The sequence below is a fragment of the Ruegeria sp. C6 genome, assembly GCF_056537625.1.
Genome location: NZ_JBQFRW010000009.1, coordinates 64634 through 81100 on the forward strand (window position 1 = coordinate 64634; position 16467 = coordinate 81100).

The following is a 16467-nucleotide window of genomic DNA, read 5'->3' on the forward strand; positions in this document are numbered from 1 at the left end:
AAGAATGTGCGAAACCCAAAGGGACGGAATATGAAGCCGGTAGAAATCTACACCTCGCCGCTGTGCGGCTTTTGTCATGCGGCCAAGCGGTTGTTGAAACAGAAAGGCGTCGAATTCAAGGAAATCGACGTGCTGATGCATCCGAAACGCAAACCTGAAATGATCCAGCGCGCGGCAGGAAAACGCACTGTGCCGCAGATTTTTGTGGGCACCACCCATGTTGGTGGGTGCGACGATCTTTACGAGCTTGAACGTCAGGGCAAGCTGGACCGCCTGCTGGCGGCTTGATGAAAACCGCTTTGCTGCAGATCACCGCGTCGGATGATCCGGCTGAGAATCTCGAGATGGTGCGTGCCATGATGGCCCACGCGGCAGCGCAGGGTGCGCAGTTCATTCTGACGCCCGAGGTCACGAATTGCGTCTCCACCAGCACCACACGCCAGCACGAGGTTCTGCAGCACGAAGAAGATGACATTACTTTGGCGGGTCTGTGCGAACAGGCCGCCAAATTGGGTGTCTGGCTGCTGATCGGGTCACTTGCGATCAAAACGCATGACTCGGACGGGCGCTTTGCCAACCGTAGCTTCATGGTCAACCCGCAGGGGCAGATCGTGGCGCGGTACGACAAGATTCACATGTTCGACGTGCAGGTCACGGAATCCGAGACCTTCCGCGAATCGAAGAACTATCGCCCCGGTCAGAAAGCGGTGATTGCCGACACCGATTTCGGTAAAGTCGGCCTGACCATCTGCTATGATATTCGATTTCCCTACCTGTATGCCGCTTTGGCGCAGGCGGGCGCGCGGATTCTCACCGTCCCGGCGGCGTTTTCGCCGGTCACCGGTGCTGCCCATTGGGAAGCACTGCTGCGCGCGCGGGCCATTGAGACCGGCTGCTGGGTGCTGGCTCCGGCACAAACGGGTGAGCACCCTAAAACTCGCGGCAAGACGCGATATACACACGGCCACAGTATGATTGTCGCCCCGTGGGGAGAGGTGCTGATCGACGCAGGCACCGATCCGGGCATTCACTTTTTTGATTTGGATGATAGGTCTGTTACAGAGGCGCGACGACGCGTGCCTTCACTAACACATGTCCGCCCCTTTGACGCACCCTGATTCAGAACCGGACCATGACTGACGAAAAAAATGCCCTTGCGGTCACGCTGTTCAGCGAGATCCTGACCGCCGATCAGCTATTGCGCAACCGGCTGAGCCGGGTGCTGCCCAAGGGCATGGAAATCTCGCATTTCTCGGTGCTGAACCATCTGGTGTTTGTCGGCGACGAGCGCACCCCGGCGCAACTTGCCAACACGTTCCATGTGACGCGCGGGGCGATGACCAACACTTTGGCCAAGCTGGAATGGGCCGGTTATATCCACATCCGCCCCGACTGGGACGACGCCCGCCGCAAGATGGTCGCCATCAGCCCCGCAGGCCGACGCGCACGCGATCAGGCGATTTCCTCGATTGCCCCGCTGATCAACCGCGTGGTCGGAGAGCTGGGGCTGGAGCGGGTGCGCAGCACGCTGCCCGTGCTACGGGATTTGCGGTTGCAGTTGGAGGGGGAGTAGGGGCTTTACGCCAACTGCGCCAAAGGATCTTAAAAGATGACGGATGAAATTTGGGTTTCAGACATTACCGTCGGGATGGACCTGCAGAGGCCATTCCGGGCGCTTGTCCCCGATGATTTTCCTGAAGAACCAAGTGAACGCTTCAAGGCCTTCAGGTGGCAACCCGGATCAGGTTATCATGCGAATCTGTATCGTTGGCAGCGCCACGGGGAGCCGCTGGAGCAGCAGGATATCTTGCCGGATTTCTTTCAAGAGGTTGCACCTGAAGATCATGATTTTGAGCCTCACTACGGCAAGTATTCTGCTGTAATCACGTTGTTTGGAATTCTCGCGGTTCGATCAGATGTTGCCGATGTCCTCAAGAACTTCGACTTGGGGCAAGGGGGGCTTTATCCCGTCAACCTATTCGAAAAAGACAAGATCACACCGATTGAGCAGAACTACTCGATCCTGTGGATCGCAAACAAATCAGGCACGCTGAACATTGATGAGTCAAAAGGCCTTCTGCGTCGCCGACCCGATCGGGATGACCTTTTCCGACTTCCTGAATGGAAGGATGCCAAGCCCGGGGATGTTTTCTGCAATGCGGATGCTGCGTCCGGGATCGACATTTGGCGCGACCAGGGCGTACCACATCGTGTTTTTCTAAATGGGCTTCTTAAACAAGCGTTAGACGAAGCTGGGTTTGCTCCAGCATTCAGTTTTCACCGTTTGGCCGTCAAATAGGCAATTGTAAGATGGGTGCAATCGCCCATCCTACCTCGGCTTCACACTCGCCGTCACATAGTTCACACTCAAATCCCGGTCCGAGATCGACCAGCTCCACAGGATCGGGTTGAAGACGAACCCCTTGCGGTCCACCGGTTCCAGCCCGGCCTGGCGCAGCAGGTCGAACAGCTCATCCGGGGTGATGAACTTGTTCCACTCGTGCGTGCCGCGCGGCAGCCAACGCATGACGACCTCGGCCCCGATGATGGCCATCGCGTAGGATTTCGGGTTGCGATTGATGGTTGAGCAGATCAGTAACCCGCCCGGTTTCAGCAATTGCTGCGATGCGGTCAGGAAACCCAACGGATCAGCGACGTGTTCGACCACTTCCATATTCAGCACCACATCGAACTGTTCGCCTGCGGCGGCCATGTCTTCGGCGGTAGTGTGGCGGTAGTCGATCTGCAGCCCCGATTGCTCGGCATGGATGCGAGCGACCGGCAGGTTGCCTTCGGCGGCGTCGGCGCCCACGACCGTGGCGCCCAAACGCGCCATCGGTTCGCTCAATAACCCGCCGCCGCAGCCGATATCCAGCAGGCGCAAGCCTTCGAAGGGACGCGGAGCTTTCAGATCACGGTCGAACTCGCCTGCGATCTGCTGTGTGATATAATCCAGGCGACACGGATTCAGCATGTGCAGAGGTTTGAATTTCCCATGCGGGTCCCACCATTCTGCGGCCATCGCCTCGAATTTTGCGATCTCGGACGGGTCAACCGTGTTCGGATGCGCTTGCATTCCTGTCTCCGTGTGCTCTTTTACGCTTAAGGACTATATAGGGCCGTAATGGATAAGTACCCGGACCAAAAGCGCGCAGTTCAATATCTTTACCCGCCGATCGATCCGTTCGATCAGCGCGTGGTCGATATGGGCGATGGGCACCGTATTTATGTGGAACAATGCGGTAATCCCAATGGGATACCAGTGGTGATCCTGCATGGCGGGCCGGGCGGCGGCTGCAGCCCGGCGATGCGACGGTATTTCAATCCGGATGCCTATCGGGTGATTCTCTTTGATCAGCGCGGATGTGGCCGGTCGCGGCCAACCGCGTCGGTCGAAAACAACACGACATGGCATCTGGTGGCGGATATCGAGCGTCTGCGCAAATTGTTCGACATCGAAGATTGGATCGTCTTTGGCGGCAGCTGGGGCGCGACACTGGCATTGATCTATGCCCAAACACATCCAGATCGGGTAAATCGGCTGGTATTGCGCGGCGTGTTTCTGGCCACACAGGCCGAGCTGGACTGGTTTTATGGCGGTGGTGCGGGCAAATTCTGGCCTGAACAATGGGCCAAGTTCACCTCTCTCTTGCCCGAACATGAAGTAAATGACGCAATTGCGGCCTACAACAAGCGCCTGTTTTCGGGCGACCGCGCGACCGAGATCCTATATGCTCGCGCCTGGTCACATTGGGAAAACGCTTTGGCCTCGATCCACACCAACGGGTCGGTCGGGGAAAGCCCCGGCGAATACGCGCGAACTTTTGCGCGGCTTGAGAATCACTATTTCACGAACAAGGCGTTTCTTGAGTATGACGGGCAAATTCTGGATCAGATGGACCGGATTGCCCATATTCCCGGTCACATCGTTCAGGGACGCTATGACATGATCTGCCCACCGCAGGCTGCATGGAACCTGTCCGAGCGCTGGCCCAATGCCGAACTGAAGATGGTGCGGCAAGCCGGTCACGCCCTGTCAGAACCGGGCATCAGCGCGGAACTGGTTCGGATCATGGATCGCGTGTCGGAGGAAACGGTATGACTCGCATCGACCGTCGCGCATTATTTGCCTCGGGCGCCGCCGCCGCTTTGCTGGCGGCGACAGGAGCGTCTCTGGCCGATACGCCGAAACAGGGCGGCACCTTACGGCTGGCGGTGCCACGCGACAATAGTTTGGAACAGGTGGCTCGGGGCGCAGTCTTTGACAGCCTGACCGAGATCGCGCCCGATGGTACCCTGCGCGGAGAGCTGGCTACAAATTGGCAGACCGATGCTGATGCGCGGGTCTGGAACTTTGATCTGCGCGACGATGCTGTGTTCCACGATGGCACCAAGCTGGACGTGAACGATGTACTGGCTGTTCTGGAAGATATTGGACAGGCCGAGGCCATTGCACCTGATCGTGTGCAGCTGCAATTGGCCGAGGGTAACCCGGGACTACCATTCTTGCTGGCTGGGTCACGGTTTGTCATTGCGCGAGGGGGCGTGACGCCACTGGCTCAGGCCAACGGCACAGGATGCTACCGGGTTGAGCGGGCCGAGGATGAACGCCATTTCCGCGCACGCAGGGTGTCCAATCACTACAAAAGCGGAACGGCAGGATGGGTTGATACGCTTGAGATTATCGTGATCCCGGACGCCGGGGTGCGGGCCGAAGCATTGCGCGATGGATATGTAGATATCGCAGCGCTCCCGGCTGGTGAGGAGCTGACCGCGCAACGCGGGCTGCGATATCATCCGTCTGAGACCGAGATGGCGTTGGCAATGGCCTCTCATGTCGGTATGCCGCGCCAGATCAGCCGGGCTGCGCTGGATGATGGGCGCATCGCCGAACGGTGGTGGCTGGCGTAAATTTGATCACGATTTGCGCCGGGGGTTGCAGACTCAGGAACTCCTGCGTATATGCAGTTGCAACAGCGGCGCGTCGGACTTCTGGTCCGGGGCTCCACCGGAAAATTCGACGGGCCGCGCGCCCGTTTTTTTGTGCCCGATAGCAGGGTAGAGAACCTGAATGACAAACGACCTGATAGCCAAAGCTGCCATCGACCGGCGACTGGCCGAGATCATCACTCCTGTGATCGAGGATCTGGGGTATGAGCTTGTCCGCATTCGGCTGATGAGCGGCAAGACCACCACGATGCAGATCATGGCAGACAAGCCCAATGGCGGCATCGAAGTGGATGACTGCGCCGAGATTTCCAATGCGGTCAGCGCCACGCTGGACGTCGAAGACCCCATTTTGGACGCCTACACGCTTGAAGTTTCCAGCCCTGGAATTGACCGCCCTCTGACCCGTCTCAAAGATTTTGAGACGTTCGAAGGGTATGAGGCCAAGATCGAAACCGCAGAACTGATCGACGGTCGCCGCCGCTTCAAGGGCGAATTGGCCGGGATCGAAGGGGATGAGGTTCTGATCAACATCCCCGAGGGAGACGAGACGATCACCATCGGTTTGCAATTCGACTGGCTGAGCGATGCCAAGCTGGTCCTGACCGATGATCTGATCAAGGAAATGCTGCGCCAGCGCAAAGACGCTGGTGCCCTGAACGAAAACGCTTTCGACGAGATTGAGACCGAAGGGTCCGAAGAGGAGACGAACTGATGGCAATCACCTCAGCCAACCAGCTGGAGCTGCTGCAGACCGCCGAGGCCGTGGCCCGCGAAAAGATGATCGACCCCGGTCTGGTTGTCGAAGCGATGGAAGAATCGCTCGCCCGTGCCGCCAAGAGCCGTTACGGCGCCGAGATGGACATCCGCGTCAGCATCGACCGCAAGACCGGCAAGGCGACCTTTACCCGTGTCCGCACCGTGGTCGAGGATGAAGAGCTTGAGAACTATCAGGCCGAGATGACCGTCGAGCAGGCCAAGCAGTACATGGAGGCGCCCGAGGTTGGTGACGTCTTCGTTGAAGAAGTCCCGCCCGTGGAAATGGGCCGTATCGCTGCTCAGTCCGCCAAGCAGGTCATCTTGCAAAAGGTTCGCGAAGCCGAGCGTGATCGTCAGTACGAAGAATTCAAGGATCGTGCAGGCACCATCATCAACGGTGCGGTCAAGCGTGAAGAGTTCGGCAATGTGATCGTCGATCTGGGCGGTGCCGAGGCTGTTCTGCGCCGCAATGACAAGATCGGTCGCGAAAGTTATCGCCCAAACGACCGTGTGCGTGCCTACATCAAGGAAGTCCGCCGCGAGGTTCGTGGCCACCAGATATTCCTGTCGCGCACTGCGCCGGAATTCATGGCCGAGCTGTTCAAGATGGAAGTACCGGAAATCTATGACGGCATCATCGAGGTCAAGGCCGTTGCTCGTGATCCCGGCTCGCGCGCCAAGATTGCCGTGATTTCTTATGACGGCTCGATTGACCCCGTCGGCGCTTGTGTTGGTATGCGCGGCAGCCGCGTGCAGGCCGTTGTGAACGAGCTGCAGGGCGAAAAGATCGACATCATTCCGTGGAACGAAGATCAGCCGACTTTCCTTGTCAACGCTCTGCAGCCCGCCGAAGTTTCAAAGGTGGTTCTGGACGAAGAAGCCGGCAAGATCGAAGTTGTGGTTCCCGAGGAGCAACTGAGCCTCGCCATTGGCCGTCGTGGTCAGAACGTGCGTCTGGCCAGCCAGCTGACCAATCTGGACATCGACATCATGACCGAAGCCGAAGAATCGGCGCGCCGTCAGAAAGAATTCGAGGCCCGTACCCAGTTGTTCATGGAAACGCTGGATCTGGACGAATTCTTCGCTCAGCTGCTGGTTTCTGAAGGCTTCACCAACCTCGAAGAAGTGGCATACGTTGAAATCGACGAACTGCTGGTCATCGACGGTGTGGATGAAGGAACCGCGCAAGAACTTCAGACACGTGCACGCGAATTCCTGGAAGCTCAGGCCAAGGCGGCGCTGGATGCAGCCCGTGCACTGGGTGCCGAGGACAGTCTTATTGAATTCGAGGGCCTGACACCCCAGATGGTAGAGGCGCTGGCCAAGGATGATGTGAAGACTCTGGAAGACTTCGCAACCTGCGCCGACTGGGAACTGGCCGGTGGCTGGACTACGGTCGATGGCGAACGCATCAAGGATGATGGTGTACTGGAGCCCTTCGGCGTGACGCTGGAAGAGGCGCAGGATCTGGTCATGACCGCGCGCATCATGCTGGGTTGGGTCGATCCGGCCGAGCTGGAGCAGGCCGAAGAAGAAGGTGAAGCAACAGATGAGGAGGTCGAGGCCTGATCTCAGGCCTCGGGTGGCTGACATGGGTCGCGGTGGCGTCCATAAGGATCGGTCGGAAGGCCCTGAACGCAAGTGCATCGCCACGGGCGAGGTTCAGCCCAAATATGGCTTGATCCGCTTTGTGACGGGGCCGGATGGTCAGGTCTTTCCCGATGTCGCGGCGAAATTGCCGGGGCGTGGGGTTTACGTGGCGGCGGATCGTGCGGCGCTGGACAAGGCGGTGAACAAGAAACTGTTCTCGCGCGGGTTTAAGGCACAGGTGAGTGCCGCCAAGGACCTGACCGATGAGGTCGAGAAACAGGTGGCGCGTCGTGTGATCGAGCTGATCAGTCTGGCGCGCAAGTCCGGTGACGCGGTCGCCGGGTATGAAAAGGTCAAGTCGTGGCTGGACCGGGAAGAGGCCCAGGTGCTGATTCAGGCCTCAGATGGATCGGGGCGCGGCAAGTCGAAACTCAGCACGCCGCACTTCGGGAAATACATCGGCTGGCTGACCGCAGACGAGCTTGGGGCGGCATTTGGGCGCCAAACCGTGATTCATGCGGCCTTGGCCTCTGGCGGACTCGCCAAACGTGTTGTAGAGGAAGCGCAGCGCCTGCGTGGCTTGCGCGAAAAGGATGACGGCGGCAAGGGCCGCTCGGAAGGGTAAGAAGCTTTATGAGCGATAGTGACGGCAAAAAGACATTGGGTCTTCGTGGCGGGGCACGCCCCGGAAATGTGAAACAGAGTTTCAGCCACGGACGCACCAAGAATGTCGTGGTGGAGACCAAACGCAAACGCGTGGTCGTACCCAAGCCGGGCGCGACCAAACCAAGTGGTGGTGCGACACCTTCGGGTGATCCTTCGCGTCGCCCAGCGGGTATTTCCGATGCGGAAATGGCGCGTCGTATGAAGGCGTTGCAAGCCGCCAAAGCGCGCGAGGCTGAAGAGGCCGCTGCCCGTGAGGCGCAGGAAAAGGCGCGCGAAGAAGAACGCGCACGCCGCCGGGCCGAACAAGAGGCCAAGGAACGCGAGCAGCGTGAAGCTGAAGAGCGTGCCCGTGCCAAGGCCGAAGAGGAAGAACGCAAGCGTAAAGAGGCCGAGGAAGCAGCCCAGCGTGCTGCCGCAGCCCCGGCACCCGCCGAGCCCAAGGCCGCACGCAGCCCATCCAGCAAGCCTGCACCTGCTGCGGCACCGCGCAAGCAGGATCGCGAGCGTGAGCAGCGTGGCCGTGGCAAGGGCCGTGACGACAACCGCCGCTCGGGCAAGCTGACACTGGGTCAGGCCACTGGCGGCGAAGGCAATCGCCAACGCTCGATGGCCGCGATGAAACGCAAGCAAGAGCGGGCGCGCCAGAAGGCCATGGGCGGCACGGTCGAGCGGGAAAAGGTGATCCGCGACGTTCAGCTGCCCGAGGCGATCATGGTCTCGGAATTGGCCAACCGTATGGCCGAGCGTGTCGCTGACGTTGTCAAATCGCTGATGCAGATGGGCATGATGGTCACGCAGAACCAGACCATCGACGCTGACACCGCTGAACTGATCATCGAAGAATTTGGCCACAAGGTCACGCGTGTCTCTGATTCGGATGTTGAAGACGTCATCAAAGAGGTCGAAGACAGCGATGACGATCTGCAGCCCCGTCCGCCGGTCATCACCATCATGGGTCACGTTGACCACGGCAAAACCTCGTTGCTGGATGCGATCCGCGACGCGCGTGTTGTTGCCGGCGAAGCTGGTGGCATCACCCAGCATATCGGCGCCTATCAGGTGAAAACCGATGGTGGCACCACGCTGACCTTCCTGGATACACCGGGACACGCGGCCTTTACCTCGATGCGCTCGCGCGGGGCTCAGGTCACGGATATCGTGGTTCTTGTTGTTGCCGCCGACGACGCGGTGATGCCGCAGACGATCGAGGCGATCAACCACGCCAAAGCGGCCGAAGTGCCAATGATCGTGGCGATCAACAAGATCGACAAGCCCGACGCGAACCCCGACAAAGTCCGCACTGACTTGCTGCAGCACGAAGTGATCGTCGAGAAGATGTCGGGTGAGGTTCAGGACGTTGAGGTCTCGGCCATGACTGGTCAGGGTCTGGACGAATTGCTGGAAGCCATTGCACTGCAGGCCGAGATTCTGGAACTGAAAGCCAACCCAGATCGCGCCGCCCAAGGTGCCGTGATCGAGGCGCAGCTGGATGTGGGCCGTGGTCCCGTCGCCACCGTTCTGGTTCAGAACGGCACGCTGCGTCAGGGCGATATCTTCGTTGTGGGTGAGCAGTACGGTAAGGTCCGTGCGCTGATCAACGACAAGGGCGACCGCGTCAAAGAAGCAGGTCCTTCGGTTCCGGTTGAGGTTCTGGGGCTCAACGGCACGCCCGAAGCAGGTGACGTTCTGAACGTGACCGAGACCGAAGCGCAGGCCCGTGAGATCGCTGCTTATCGTGAGCAAGCCGCCAAGGACAAACGCGCCGCCGCCGGTGCCGCGACCACCCTTGAACAGCTGATGCAGAAGGCCAAGGAAGACGAAAACGTCACCGAGCTGCCAATTCTGATGAAAGCGGATGTGCAGGGCTCTGCCGAAGCCATCGTTCAGGCGATGGAGAAGATCGGCAATGACGAAGTGCGCGTACGCGTTCTGCACTCGGGTGTTGGTGCGATCACCGAGACGGATGTCGGCCTGGCCGAAGCCTCCGGCGCTCCGATCTTTGGTTTCAACGTGCGTGCGAACGCATCGGCGCGTAACACTGCGAACCAGAAGGGCGTCGAGATCCGGTATTACTCGGTGATTTACGATCTGGTGGATGACGTGAAAGCAGCCGCATCCGGCCTGCTGAGCGCCGAGATTCGCGAAAAGTTCATCGGTTACGCCGAGATCAAAGAGGTCTTCAAGGTTACCGGCGTCGGCAAAGTTGCTGGCTGTCTGGTCACCGAAGGTGTTGCCCGCCGCTCGGCTGGCGTACGCCTGCTGCGCGACAACGTGGTGATCCACGAAGGTACGCTGAAGACCCTCAAGCGCTTCAAGGATGAAGTGGCCGAAGTTCAGTCGGGTCAGGAATGCGGTATGGCGTTCGAGAACTACGACGATATCCGCGCTGGCGACGTGATCGAAATCTTCGAGCGCGAAGAAGTCACGCGCACGCTGGACTGATCCGGTTTTAGAAAAAAGCTTGAAGCAGCGGCCCCACGAGGCCGCTGTTTTCGTTTGCCGGTTACTCGCTGCGCGACGACAGAAACGTGCCCGACGGCATGATGATGTCAAAATGATGCTTGCCCTTCTGCAGATCGAAACTGACCGAATGTCCGGCCTTGCGCAGTAGTTCAGCATAGTCACGGCTTTGGCGGATAAACTCGGGCGTATCCCGCTCGGCGACTGTCACCCTGTAACGGGGTCCTGGCGCGGGCAGGTTGAGGCAGGGTGAGAAATCGTGAATCTCGACCTTGGTCAGTTGCAGCGGATCATTCACCGAGGTCAGGCTGATCGGAACAAGGTCATAGATCCCGCTAATCAGGATCACATTGCGCACCCGCAGGCCAGCCTGCGCAAATGCCTTCGAAGACGTCGCCATCACCATCGCAACCAGATGGGCACCTGCACTGTGACCCGATAGCGTGATGTTTGATGGATCAAAACCCAGTGTTTCGGCCTGTGACGCAAGCCACAACAAGGCGGTACGGCATTCTTCGACCATCTGCCCCAATCTGGCATCGGGGGCGAGCGTATAATTCAGCGTGGCAAAGGCTTGCCCGTTCTCATGCAATACCGGTGCCATAGGGGCCGACTCACGCTGGCTAAGCGCCTGCCAATAGCCACCATGAATAAAGACATGCAAAGGCGCGTTGGCGCCAGGTGCGGGGAAGAAATCCAGAACTTGCGTCGGGCTGTCGCCATAGGAACGGTTTTCCTGCATCCTAATTTCAGACCGTGCCTGTGCGCTGAGGGCAGAATAGCTGGCTAGATATGGCGTCAGATCACCGCCAATCATTGAGCTAGGGGAATACTCCTGCTCAAGCTCTTCTTGGGTGAATCCGCGATATAGCATGGCCTATTCCCCAGTATACATCAGCTGGGTCCGCACGTCGTAGAGGTCGTGGAAGAACCGCAACTCCAGCGCCTTGCGCAGGAAGGCCACGCCGCTAGATCCACCCGTTCCGGGCTGCATTCCGATCACGCGCTCAACCGCGGTTGCATGATCGAATCGCCACCTCTGGAACAGAGATTCCACATCCATCAGTTTTTCGGCCAGCGCGTAAAGATCCCAGTATTGTTCCGTGTTGCAGAACACTTCGACCCAGATTTTGACGATACGCGGATCGCCGGAATAGGGCTTTGCGTAATCCCGCTCGATCAGATCATGCGGCACGTCAAACCCTTGCCGGGCCAGCATCCGCAGCACTTCGTCATAGAGCGAGGGTTTGGTAAGAGCCGCGTTCAGCATCTCCATCACTTCTGGGTCATGCGCATGCACTTTCAGGGTCGCGGGATCTTTGTTGCCCAGAATGAACTCGATTTGGCGATAGCCATAGCTTTGAAAGCCTGACGAACTGCCTAATGCGTCCCGAAACGTCATGTAGTCCGCGGGAGTCATAGTCAGTAGCGTCTCCCACGCGGCGATCAACTGCCGTTGGATCGCCTTGATCCGGTCGAGGTTCTTCATCGCGGGACCGAAATCGTCCTGCTGCAAGAACCGGCGGACTTCGACAAGTTGATGGTGCATCAGTTTCAGCCACAGTTCGCTGACCTGATGAATGATGATGAACAACATCTCATCAGGTTGGGCCGGGTCCTGAAAGGTCTTTTGCAGGTTCAGCAGAGTCTTAAGTTGCAGAAAATCCCCATAGCTTTTGCGGTGAGTTTCTGTGAAATCGGTGACCAGAGACTCTTCGATTCCCCGTTCTGTATACCTGTCTTTGTCGCCCATGTGCTCCTCCAGACGCGCGGGTTTATCCATGTTTAGGGACAAAACCCGCACGGTTCCAGAGCGTTAGGTCCAGTCCAGAACCACCTTGCCTGATTGACCGGATTTCATGGCCTTGAATCCCTGAGCAAAGTCATCGACCGCAAACTGGTGGGTGATTACGCGGCTGACATCCAGCCCGTTCTGCAACATGGCGATCATCTTGTACCAGGTCTCGAACATCTCGCGCCCATAGACACCCTTGATGGTGATAGCTTTGAACACGATACGCGACCAGTCCACCGGAGATTTTCCGGGCGGAATCCCCAACAGCGCGATCTTGCCCCCCATAACCAGCGCTTCGACCATCTGGTCCAGCGCGGCTTGCGAGCCCGACATTTCAAGCCCGACATCAAAGCCCTGAGTCATGCCCAGTTCCGCGATGACATCCTGCAGATCCTCTTTGGACACATCAACGGTGCGTACCGTAGGTACCACGTGTTCGGCCAGTTTCAGGCGGTCGGGGTTGATATCGGTGATCACTACATGCCGGGCACCGGCGTGACGGGCAACGGCGGCGGCCATGATGCCGATAGGGCCTGCGCCAGTAATCAATACATCCTCGCCCAGCAGATCGAAGCTGAGTGCAGTGTGCACGGCATTGCCCAGCGGGTCGAGGATCGCCCCGATCTCATCCGGTACGTCGTCAGGCAGGGGCACCACGTTAAAGGCAGGCAGTTTCAGGTATTGCGCAAAGGCACCCTGTTCATTCACACCGATACCGCGCGTGCCGGGATCAAGGTGGAACTTGCCCGCACGGCTCTGGCGGCTGTCAGGGGTGATCAGATGGCCCTCGCCTGAACAGCGCTGGCCGACCGTCATCCCTGTCACGTTGCGACCCAATTCAACAATTTCACCCGCGAACTCGTGGCCGGTGATCATCGGGATCGGCACGGTGGCCGCAGCCCATTCATCCCAGTTCCAGATATGAATATCCGTGCCGCAAATCCCGGTCTTGTTGATGCGGATCAGAACCTCGTCTGGGCCGATCTCGGGTACCGGGGCCTGCACCATCCACAGACCTTCCTGGGGCTTGGATTTCTCAAGGGCTTTCATCGTGTTGGGCCGCATCAGATTATCCCCAATTCTTTGCCGACCCTGCCAAATGCCGCGAGCGCCCGGTCTAATTCGTCGCGTGTTAGAGCTGCATTCATCTGCGTTCTGATTCGGGCCTGACCACGCGGCACGACAGGGAAGAAAAAGCCCGAAACATAGACGCCTTCGTCAAACAATCGCGATGCCATATCCTGCGCCAGGGTCGCTTCACCCAGCATGACCGGGATGATCGGGTGTTCGCCGGGAAGTAGGTCGAAGCCGAGATTCTCTAACCCGGCGCGCCAGTACTTGGCATTGCCGAACAATTGGGCGCGCAGCATGTCACCTTCTTCAACCAGACGGATTGCCTCAAGCCCTGCGGCAACGATGGACGGCGGCAGCGAGTTTGAGAACAGATAGGGCCGCGCCCGCTGCCGCAGCAGGTCGATCACTGGCTGCGGCCCGGCGATATAACCGCCGATTGCCCCCCCAAGTGCCTTGCCCAGAGTTCCCGTCAGAATATCCACGTCGACGCCGAAGTGGTCCGGCGTGCCCGCTCCGTTTGGCCCCATAAAGCCGGTGGCGTGGCAGTCATCGACCATCACGATGGCGTCGTATTTGTCGGCCAGCTCGCGAATCTTCGGCAGATTGGCCAGATAGCCATCCATTGAGAACACGCCATCGGTTGCGATCATGATATGCCGCGCCCCGTCCTCGCGCGCTTGTTTCAGCCACGCTTCGAGGTCGTTCATGTCGTTGTTCATGTAGCGATAGCGTTTTGCCTTGCACAGCCGTACCCCGTCGATGATCGAGGCATGATTTAGACTGTCAGAGATGATGGCGTCTTCGGGCCCTAACAAAGGCTCAAACAACCCGCCATTGGCGTCGAAGCAGGCAGCGAACAGAATTGAATCGTCCTTGTTCAGGAACTTTGCCAGCTTCTGCTCAAGTTCGCGATGAATGTCCTGCGTACCGCAGATGAACCGGACCGAGGCCATGCCGAACCCCTTGGGCTCCATGACGCTTTTGGCGGCGTTGATCAGCGCGGGGTGATCGGCCAAACCCAGATAGTTGTTGGCGCACAAGTTGATCACCTGCTTGTCGCCCACCGTAATCTCACCGCCCTGAGGCGAGGTGATCATTCGTTCGCGCTTGTACAGACCCTCTGCCTCAATCTGCGCGAGTGTATCCGAAATATGGGACAGGAATGCATCAGCCATGGCGACCTCCGTTAATCTGAGTCGCACGTCTAACATAGCGGATGAAATTCCCAAATAGGAGAATTACAGTATTTGGGAAAAATATCCGTGAAGGCGGAATCTTGCCCGTTCAGGCGTTTTTTACGATCAGGAAAACGCGGGCCGGGTTTTCAGCGCTTATCGAATGCGTAATATCGGCGGCATACCGGGCGGTATCCCCTTGTTTCAGATCGCTGGATGCCGTTCCCGAAGTGACACGGACGGCGCCTTCCAGCACAGTCAGTTGCTCTCGTGCGCCGCGCGCATGAGGCTGGCTGTTCAGGCTCCCATTGGCCTGAAACTGAATATCATAGACCTCGTGTCCTCCGGCCTCTTCGGGGGGAGAGAGGATGCGAATCCGGCATTTCTCGCCCATATTGTCGATACTGGGCACTTCTGCTTGACGCAGCACTTCGATCTGGTCGGTCGTTTTGGCGTCTTCCAAAAGTCCGGCGAAATCCACCTGCAGAGCGCGTGTCAGGTTCCACAGAGTCGAAATTGTGGGGCTGCTTTCGCCACGCTCGATCTGGCTGACCATGGAACGCGAGACGCCGCTGAGGTTGGCGACCGCCTCAAGCGACAGGCCTTTGGCGCGGCGTGCCTCTTTCAATCGGGCGGGCAGGCGCGTCAGAATATCGTCTGTGTTTTCCGTCATGACGGAATCCATGGGTGTTGCGCAACGTAATGTCAATTCCGGCGTGACAGTGAGTCTAATATGAAGATCATGCTGCAGGTGCATAATGGGCGCGAGACTTGGAGGAGAAAACATGACGGACATAGTAATACTGGACGGTGCGCGCACAGCCATCGGGACCTTTGGCGGTGCGTTGGCCTCGACCGCTCCGATTGATCTGGCGACCGTGGCGACCGAGGCGGCAATGGAGCGTTCGGGCGTTGAAGGCGCGCAGATTGATCATGTTGTCTTTGGTCATGTGATCAACACCGAACCGCGCGACATGTATCTATCGCGAGTCGCCGCAATGCAGGCGGGTATTCCGAACGGGACTCCGGCGATGAACGTGAACCGGCTGTGCGGTTCAGGGGCGCAGGCAGTAGTGTCGGCGGTGCAGGCGCTGATGCTAGGCGATGCCGAGTTTGCCGTGGCGGGCGGTGCGGAAAGCATGTCGCGCAGCCCTTATGTCGTACCGCAGGCCCGTTGGGGGGCGAAGATGGGCGATGTCAAATCGCTCGACATGATGCTAGGTGCGCTGAACTGCCCATTCGGCACCGGGCATATGGGGGTGACCGCCGAGAATGTGGCAGATGAACACCAAATCAGCCGCGAACAGATGGACGCGTTTGCGCTGACCAGCCAGACCCGTGCGGCTGCGGCGATTGAGGCCGGGTATTTCGACAGCCAGATCGCGCCGGTGCAGGTCAAGGTCAAGCGCGACATGGTCGACTTCAAGGTCGATGAACATCCCAAGGCCACCACTGCCGAGGCGTTGGCCGGATTGCGCCCGGTATTCCAGAAAGATGGGCGGGTGACGGCGGGCAACGCCTCGGGCATCAATGACGGCGCGGCGGCGATGGTGTTGGCGACAGCGGATGCTGCAGAAAAGGCGGGCTTGAAACCCAAAGCGCGCGTGATTGGCTATGCGCATGCCGGCGTGCGACCCGAGGTGATGGGCATCGGCCCGGTTCCAGCTGTGCAGAACCTGTTCGCAAAGACGGGTTTGTCTGCGGATGATTTCGACGTGATCGAAAGCAACGAGGCGTTTGCGGCGCAAGCTCTGGCCGTCAATCAGGAATTGGGTCTGGACGCTGCAAAGGTGAATCCGAACGGTGGGGCTATTGCACTGGGCCATCCGGTGGGCGCCACAGGGGCGATTATCACGCTTAAGGCGTTGTATGAGTTGGAGCGTATTGGTGGATCAAAAGGTCTGATCACCATGTGCATCGGCGGAGGGCAGGGGATTGCCCTCGCCATCGAGCGGCTCTGAGTTGGGTCGGGGCAAGGGGGCTGTCTGCCCCCCATCGCGC

17 protein-coding genes are annotated in these 16467 nt (G+C 58.7%); 11 read left to right on the plus strand and 6 right to left on the minus strand.

The window, feature by feature from the left end:
* Positions 1–30: 30 nt before the first annotated feature.
* The 4 genes from grxC to ACR0MJ_RS19660 are packed head-to-tail and all read left to right on the plus strand — an operon-like array spanning position 31 to position 2299.
* Positions 31–288, plus strand: coding sequence for a glutaredoxin 3 (grxC, locus tag ACR0MJ_RS19645; RefSeq protein WP_170395334.1), 258 nt, complete (start codon positions 31–33; stop codon positions 286–288).
* A complete protein-coding gene (locus ACR0MJ_RS19650) occupies positions 288–1118 on the plus strand; it encodes a carbon-nitrogen hydrolase family protein (protein WP_170408669.1) in 831 nt (276 codons plus the stop codon). Before grxC ends, ACR0MJ_RS19650 begins: the two co-directional genes overlap by 1 nt.
* A gap of 14 nt (positions 1119–1132) precedes the next feature.
* Positions 1133–1573, plus strand: coding sequence for a MarR family winged helix-turn-helix transcriptional regulator (locus ACR0MJ_RS19655; protein ID WP_170395340.1), 441 nt, complete (start codon positions 1133–1135; stop codon positions 1571–1573).
* 36 nt (positions 1574–1609) lie between these two features.
* Entirely contained in the window at positions 1610–2299 is a 690-nt protein-coding gene (locus ACR0MJ_RS19660; RefSeq protein ID WP_480762249.1) for a hypothetical protein, read from the plus strand.
* Positions 2300–2329: 30 nt separating this feature from the next.
* On the opposite strand, the gene ubiG is transcribed toward ACR0MJ_RS19660, so the two are convergent.
* The gene (ubiG, locus tag ACR0MJ_RS19665) at positions 2330–3076 is read right to left on the minus strand and encodes a bifunctional 2-polyprenyl-6-hydroxyphenol methylase/3-demethylubiquinol 3-O-methyltransferase UbiG (protein ID WP_170408667.1); all 747 of its coding nucleotides are present in this window, start codon (positions 3074–3076) and stop codon (positions 2330–2332) included.
* A 48-nt stretch (positions 3077–3124) separates the two neighbouring features.
* On the opposite strand from ubiG, the gene pip reads away from it, so the two are divergent.
* The 6 genes from pip (at position 3125) to infB (ending at position 10404) form a co-directional block, all read left to right on the plus strand.
* Positions 3125–4102: a prolyl aminopeptidase gene (gene pip / locus ACR0MJ_RS19670; RefSeq protein ID WP_170515365.1), complete on the plus strand. Its 978-nt coding sequence runs from the start codon at positions 3125–3127 to the stop codon at positions 4100–4102.
* Positions 4099–4911 (plus strand): ABC transporter substrate-binding protein, encoded by an 813-nt coding sequence (locus ACR0MJ_RS19675; protein WP_170597166.1) that lies wholly within the window; start codon positions 4099–4101, stop codon positions 4909–4911. The genes pip and ACR0MJ_RS19675 overlap by 4 nt, the downstream gene beginning before the upstream one ends.
* A gap of 160 nt (positions 4912–5071) precedes the next feature.
* Positions 5072–5662, plus strand: coding sequence for a ribosome maturation factor RimP (rimP, locus tag ACR0MJ_RS19680; RefSeq protein ID WP_170408664.1), 591 nt, complete (start codon positions 5072–5074; stop codon positions 5660–5662).
* Entirely contained in the window at positions 5662–7275 is a 1614-nt protein-coding gene (gene nusA, locus ACR0MJ_RS19685; protein WP_480762252.1) for a transcription termination factor NusA, read from the plus strand. Before rimP ends, nusA begins: the two co-directional genes overlap by 1 nt.
* Before the next feature lie 22 nt (positions 7276–7297).
* Positions 7298–7921: an RNA-binding protein gene (locus tag ACR0MJ_RS19690; protein ID WP_170395356.1), complete on the plus strand. Its 624-nt coding sequence runs from the start codon at positions 7298–7300 to the stop codon at positions 7919–7921.
* An 8-nt stretch (positions 7922–7929) separates the two neighbouring features.
* Complete coding sequence (gene infB, locus ACR0MJ_RS19695; protein WP_170395359.1) at positions 7930–10404, plus strand: translation initiation factor IF-2; 2475 nt, start codon at positions 7930–7932, stop codon at positions 10402–10404.
* 61 nt (positions 10405–10465) lie between these two features.
* On the opposite strand, the gene ACR0MJ_RS19700 is transcribed toward infB, so the two are convergent.
* The 5 genes from ACR0MJ_RS19700 to ACR0MJ_RS19720 all read right to left on the minus strand — a co-directional run bounded on the left by ACR0MJ_RS19700 (position 10466) and on the right by ACR0MJ_RS19720 (position 15139).
* On the minus strand, positions 10466–11296 hold the full coding sequence (locus ACR0MJ_RS19700) for an alpha/beta hydrolase (protein ID WP_480762255.1): 831 nt from the start codon (positions 11294–11296) through the stop codon (positions 10466–10468).
* A gap of 3 nt (positions 11297–11299) precedes the next feature.
* The gene (locus ACR0MJ_RS19705) at positions 11300–12175 is read right to left on the minus strand and encodes a tryptophan 2,3-dioxygenase (protein ID WP_170613675.1); all 876 of its coding nucleotides are present in this window, start codon (positions 12173–12175) and stop codon (positions 11300–11302) included.
* A gap of 63 nt (positions 12176–12238) precedes the next feature.
* Entirely contained in the window at positions 12239–13267 is a 1029-nt protein-coding gene (gene tdh / locus ACR0MJ_RS19710) for an L-threonine 3-dehydrogenase (protein ID WP_170396071.1), read from the minus strand.
* A 14-nt stretch (positions 13268–13281) separates the two neighbouring features.
* Complete coding sequence (locus ACR0MJ_RS19715; RefSeq protein WP_170408661.1) at positions 13282–14466, minus strand: glycine C-acetyltransferase; 1185 nt, start codon at positions 14464–14466, stop codon at positions 13282–13284.
* A 109-nt stretch (positions 14467–14575) separates the two neighbouring features.
* Positions 14576–15139 (minus strand): helix-turn-helix domain-containing protein, encoded by a 564-nt coding sequence (locus ACR0MJ_RS19720; protein ID WP_170395365.1) that lies wholly within the window; start codon positions 15137–15139, stop codon positions 14576–14578.
* A 112-nt stretch (positions 15140–15251) separates the two neighbouring features.
* Between ACR0MJ_RS19720 and ACR0MJ_RS19725 the strand changes: the two genes are divergently transcribed.
* Positions 15252–16427: an acetyl-CoA C-acyltransferase family protein gene (locus ACR0MJ_RS19725; protein ID WP_170408660.1), complete on the plus strand. Its 1176-nt coding sequence runs from the start codon at positions 15252–15254 to the stop codon at positions 16425–16427.
* Positions 16428–16467 lie beyond the last annotated feature (40 nt).